Below are 5,283 nucleotides of genomic sequence, written 5' to 3' on the forward strand. Positions count from 1 at the left end.
GCCCCGGCGCCCAGGCGGCCCAGCACGACCTCGGCCGGTGACAGGCCATGCAGGGCGACCTTGATGAAGAAGAAGCTGGCTCCCCAGGAAAGCGCCAGCGCCGCGTACTGCGCCAGCACCCGGGGTGACGGCCAGGCCGAGGCGGTCATGAGATAGACGCCTTCCTTTCCTGCGGCGGCTCAGCCGATCATTTGCCCGGCGCGGCGAGTTGCTGCCGACGGCTCGTGCAGCAGCGGCCCGGCGGTCCGGGCCAGGAACTCGCCGAAGGTCTGCGGCGGCTGGCCAGAACGATCCAGATACCGGTCACACGCCAGGGACAGCACTGTTGCCCGCCGCTGTGCCCGGTTCAGGTCAGCTACCACCGCGAGCACCGGAGCGCAGAACAAGCAACCGCCCGGGCAGCCCCGCCAATCGCCATCGTTGCCATCGCGCCTCCCACCCTCAGCTCATCGGCCCGGCGCCAGGGGAGACGAGGACAGCCGCCAGCTCGTGAGCCCCGCATCCGCGGCTTCTCAGCCATCAAGCCGTACCCTTTACCGCCGCTAGCCTGCCTGGCTGCCAGGAACAATGCTGGCGGGAAACGGACTAGACGGTCCAAGATCGAGCCCGGCGACGGCAAGCAGCGGCGATCTCTCACCGACTTCTCACAGACCGGGTGTCCCGTGCCAGAATTGGGAGCACTGACTGGACCAGCGACAGACCCTGAGCTGCGCGATTGGACCCTGAAGATTTCACCGGACGCCCGGCACGGGGCTGGCGGCGCTCGCTTACAACGCCACCGAACCCGGCGACGTGATCGCCTTGGGCGTCCAGATAACCCGGCAGCTGAACGAGCGCAATCATGACGTCCTCGCCGTCATGCGCTCCGCGACCGCTGTCGAGGCCGAGGCCGCGGCCGTCTACGAAGACGGCTTCGAGCTGCACCGGACCGGCACCGCGAACCTTGCCGCCCGGATCGCACACCTCGGCGCCCTCCGGCCTGGCACCACTCAGGACGACGCGGCGGCCGTGATCTCGGTCCTCACCTGGGTCGACAGCTACGCGCTACTGCACGATCGGCACGGGTGGAGCTACGACCGGTGCCAGGAATGGCTCACCCGCACGCTGATCGAACTCACTATCAGCGGTCCGGACTTGCCAAGATAGGCGGTCATCCCTACCAGGAACCGCTCCCCGGGAGGAGCCCTGGCGCAGACGCGCCCGAGGCGCCCGGTCGGTCCACCGTCACCGGACCTACCCAGGCCGCGACATCGCGGCGCACCGCCTTCGCCGACCTGTGAACCACGGCAATCCTGGCAGCAAGCAACGCCAGAACTGACGGTTCTGCGCCACACAGCAACAGCGATTTGCGATCAACAAGCTTGCTCTCCTGGTTGATGGCCGCCTTCTTCTACGGATCGTGGCGTAGCTCGTGTTCGGGAGCCGACGTACGTTGCGGACGTCGTTCATCGCTGGGACCTGCGACGGCCCAGTCTCGCGGGTCCCGGCTGTTGCAGGAGGTGCCCCCAATGACCGCCACGATCCCCTCTACCGCCCTCGTCACCATCCAGCCGGTCTTCACCGGCTCCGGGCGGCTCGCGCTCGCCGGGTTCCTGGCCGGCTACCGCGGCCTGACCCGCGAGGCCTACACCCTGGACCTGCGCCAGTTCACCGCCTGGTGCCGCATCCGGTCGCTGTCCCTGTTCCCGGTCCGGCGCGCCGACATCGAGACCTTCGCCCGCGACCTAGAGGCCAAAGGCCGCGCCCGCGCCACAGTCACTCGGCGGATATGCACCATCGCCGGGTTCTACAAGTACGCCGTCGAAGAAGAACTCCTCGAGCACCCCTGGCCGCGCACGTCCGCCGGCCCCGGCTGGACTACGAGTCGCACGCCACGGCCCTGCACCGCAACGAGCTCGGCGCGATCCTGGTCGCCGCCGGGCTCGGCCCGCCCGCCGAACATGCGCTGATCTCCCTGCTCGCCCTCAACGGGCTACGAGTATCCGAGGCCACCGGTGCCGGCATCGAGCACCTTGGTCTGGAACGAGGCCACCGCACCCTGGTCACCACCCGCAAAGGCGGCAAGGTGGTCACCATTCCCCTCGCGCCGCGGACCGCCCGCGCCATTGATCTGGCGACCGGCGAGCGCACCGAAGGACCGCTGTTCCTCACTGTGGACGGACGGAGTCCGTAGACGTCGCTGCGGGCATTGACCCGCCGCAGCGTCACCGTCCGCTTCTCGTCATCGATCACATACTGGATGCGGAAAGTCGCCAGGTGCGCCGAGTGGATGCCCCGCAGGTGACCACGCAGCTCGGCGTCGACACGGTGCGGGTTGTCGACCAGCGGCCCGTTGACGAACTCGATCACAGCCCACGCCACAGCCTCGGGCAGCTCCTCACGGATCGCCCGGCTGACCGGGCCGGGAACCACAAGCTCGTACGGCTCTTCGCGCCCGGACGTGCTCACCGTCGGGGCCGCAGCGCGCGGACCGCATCACGGCCGCGGATCACATCCCCGCGGGCGGCTGCGTCAGCGGACTCGGCCAGTTCTGCCATCGCCTCCGAGTCGGCGAGGATCTCCGCTGTCTCATGCCATTCCCTGAGTACTGCGGCGAGTTGCTCGGGTGCCTGGTCGCCGGCGGAGGCGGCCTGCGCCAAGTCAGAGGCGAACTGCTCCCGGTCATCCGCTGACAGGGGCTCGATCCACGGCATCCCAATCGGCAGCAGGCGGTCCAGGTATCCCTTCTCCCGCGCGCCCTCAAGTAGCGCGGCAAAATCTCGCAGCGCCTCGATGACTGACCCCGGGATGATTACGGGTATGCGCTGGCCGTGGTGGTGAGCTGGTTCACTACCCCGCGCAGTGCATCCTGGGCGTCGAGTTCCGGCGGGTCGGACGCGGGCTCGCTCATGTCACCAGCGTACGCGCGATGATCCGATAGCGGGTGACTGCCAGAAGCCGGAGCGGCTGGCCAACCTGAAGCAGGAACTGCGGTACCTGCTGAACCACTAGACCCGGACGGCGCAGCGACCCGGAGCTTTGTTACCCGCTCGATGAGCATTTCTGCCCCGCTGGCGCCGCTAACAACAACTCTCGCTCGTGGCGACAGCCGGCGAGCCTCGGCGACTACCTCTGGCACGAGATCGAAGATCGCTTCCGGCTCTACTCTGTCTGGTATGGCAGCGACGCTATGGCCGACCGCCTGTTGACCTGGCATGCGGCCAAGCGGATAGAGACGGGTCCGGGCATGTGCCGCGCGCAGCCCATTGCCCTCAGTGGCTGTGACCGCGCAGAACCGCCAGGGGGGGCAATAGCCGCCGATAGGTATGGTGCTTGGCTCGGTAACGGTGCCGGGCGGTGCCGCGCTGAACTGGGTGTTCGGGCGGTTGCTGGCCGGTGCACCGGGCGATTGGCTGCTGCAACGTCTCAGATCGTCATGGTGGTGACGGTGGTTTGCCGCTGCTTTACTGTGCCTGCTGGGGGTGTCACCCTGGACCGGTGAGGCCGAGGATCATGTACTGCGTCACGCCTGCGGGGCGTGTTGCGTACTCGGCGTCGGGCGCTGGGCCGCCGCTGTTGTTCGACTCGGGCTGGGTTTCTCATCTGCGCGGGCAGCTGGAGCTGTGGTCGTTTGGCGAGTTCGTCGGGCGGCTGGCGGAGCGGTTCACCGTGATCCGCTATGACAAGCCCGGGTGTGGCCTGTCGGACCGGGACGGGATCGATCTGTCGTTCGACGGGCAGGTGTCCGCGGCGCTGGCGGTGGCCGACGCGGTGGGCGCCGGCCGTTTCGCCCTGTTCGGGGCCTCGCAGGGCGGCCAGCTGGCCGCCGCGATCGCGGCACGGTACCCGGACCGGGTGGAGGCGCTGGTGCTGTACGGGATGTGCGCCAGCGGCGGCGACCTGGCGCCGGCTGAGGTCCGGGACTCGGTGGTGGCGCTGGTGCGGGCCCACTGGGGCCTGGGGCTGAAAGCGCTGGCCGGGGCCTTTGTCACCGATCCCGCCGCCGGGGAGCTGGAGGCATTCACCCGGTTCCAGCGGGCCAGCGCCTCGGCCGCCGTGGCGGCGGAGATGCTGGAGGTCTACTACCACACCGACATCAGGGCTCTGCTTCCGGCGATCCGGGCGCGCACGGCGGTGCTGCACCGTGAGGCGGACAAGGGCACCAGGTTCGAGCTGGGCCGGGAGGTCGCCGCGCTGATCCCGGGGGCGACGCTGATCCCGCTGCCGGGTTCGAGCCACCTGTTCTACCACGGCGACTGGCCGGCGGTCCTGGACGCGCTGCTCGGCTTCTTGCGCGAGCACGCGAGCGCGGGGCCGCGGCTGACCGGCCGTGAGCTGGAGGTGGCCGGGCTGGTCGCCGAGGGGCTGACCAACCAGGCCATCGCCCGGCGGCTGTCGGTCGCGCCGCGGACCGCCGAGGCGCATGTGGAGAACATCCGGCGCAAGCTGCAGGTGCGCTCGCGGGCCCAGATCGCGGCGTGGGTGACCGAGCACCGGCTGCGCCCCTGAGCGGCTCGGTAGTTCACCGGGCGCATTCACGGGGGACGGCCGCCCCCGGCCGGGGGAAACGGGGGAAGTGCCGGTAGTTCACCCGATAGCCGCCCCAGGCCGGACGGTCCTAGCGTCGAGGTATGACACATGCCACCGGGCCGGCCCGCCCTGCGGCGGCCGGGCGCCCGCAGCCGACCGCCGCTCTCGCGCTGACTATCCCGTCCCGCTTTTGCGGCCCGCCGGGCGCCGGCAACGGCGGCTACGTCTGCGGACGTATCGCCGCCTACCTTGATGGCCAGGTGACAGTCACGCTGCGCCGGCCGGCTCCGCTGGCCACGCCCATGACTGTGGAGCGGGGCGGTGACAGCTCGGTCCGCCTTCGCCACGGCGGGACCCTGATCGCCGAGGCGGCCTCCTCGCCGGGCGGCCCGGCGCCGCAGATGCCGGGCCCGGTCTCGATGGCGGAAGCTTGCAGGGCGGCGGGCCGCGCGCGCTACTACGCCGATCCGGTCTTCCCTGCCTGCTTTGTCTGCGGGACGGGCCGCCAGCCGGGGGACGGGCTGCGGATCTTCCCCGGGCCGGTGACCGGCAGGCCGTTGTGGGCGGCGCCGTGGACACCGGATCCCTCGGTCACCGGCGTCGGCGGGAGGGTCCGGCCGGAGGTGGTCTGGGCGGCGCTGGATTGTCCCAGCGGGATCGCCGCGGCTGAGGCCGCCGGCCTGGCCCAGGACACCGCGATCCTGCTCGGCCGGATGACGGCCAGCCTGGCGGTGCTGCCCGCGCCCGGCGGCCAGTGCCTGGTGATCGCCTGGC

At 70.3% G+C, this 5,283-nt stretch carries 6 protein-coding genes; 4 read left to right on the top strand and 2 right to left on the bottom strand.

Annotated elements, in window-relative coordinates; genetic code table 11:
* Window positions 1-179: 179 nt before the first annotated feature.
* Entirely contained in the window at window positions 180-362 is a 183-nt protein-coding gene (locus tag Q1N79_RS04880) for a hypothetical protein (RefSeq protein ID WP_300605003.1), read from the bottom strand.
* A gap of 439 nt (window positions 363-801) precedes the next feature.
* Between Q1N79_RS04880 and Q1N79_RS04885 the strand changes: the two genes are divergently transcribed.
* Both Q1N79_RS04885 and Q1N79_RS04890 read left to right on the top strand, forming a co-directional pair.
* Window positions 802-1,146 carry a hypothetical protein gene (locus Q1N79_RS04885; RefSeq protein ID WP_300605005.1) on the top strand — a complete coding sequence of 115 codons (345 nt, stop codon included), beginning with the start codon at window positions 802-804 and terminating at the stop codon, window positions 1,144-1,146.
* A gap of 362 nt (window positions 1,147-1,508) precedes the next feature.
* Entirely contained in the window at window positions 1,509-1,949 is a 441-nt protein-coding gene (locus Q1N79_RS04890; RefSeq protein ID WP_300605007.1) for a site-specific integrase, read from the top strand.
* 495 nt (window positions 1,950-2,444) lie between these two features.
* Here the strand turns inward: Q1N79_RS04890 and Q1N79_RS04895 are convergent, their stop codons facing one another.
* Complete coding sequence (locus tag Q1N79_RS04895; RefSeq protein ID WP_300605009.1) at window positions 2,445-2,693, bottom strand: hypothetical protein; 249 nt, start codon at window positions 2,691-2,693, stop codon at window positions 2,445-2,447.
* Window positions 2,694-3,477: 784 nt separating this feature from the next.
* Here Q1N79_RS04895 and Q1N79_RS04900 point away from each other — a divergent pair.
* Window positions 3,478-4,488, top strand: a complete 1,011-nt coding sequence (locus tag Q1N79_RS04900) for an alpha/beta fold hydrolase (RefSeq protein WP_300605011.1) — start codon at window positions 3,478-3,480, stop codon at window positions 4,486-4,488.
* 122 nt (window positions 4,489-4,610) lie between these two features.
* Window positions 4,611-5,283, top strand: a 673-nt coding sequence (locus tag Q1N79_RS04905; protein WP_300605013.1) for a hypothetical protein, incomplete at its 3' end; no start/stop codon positions are given.

The organism is Trebonia sp., assembly GCF_030042015.1.
Lineage (GTDB): Bacteria > Actinomycetota > Actinomycetes > Streptosporangiales > Streptosporangiaceae > Trebonia.

Excerpts from the sequence above, each read along its gene's own strand:
- Q1N79_RS04890 (WP_300605007.1), top strand. The coding sequence starts at position 1,509 with ATGACCGCCACGATCCCCTCTACCGCCCTCGTCACCATCCAGCCGGTC.
- Q1N79_RS04895 (WP_300605009.1), bottom strand. The coding sequence starts at position 2,693 with ATGCCGTGGATCGAGCCCCTGTCAGCGGATGACCGGGAGCAGTTCGCC.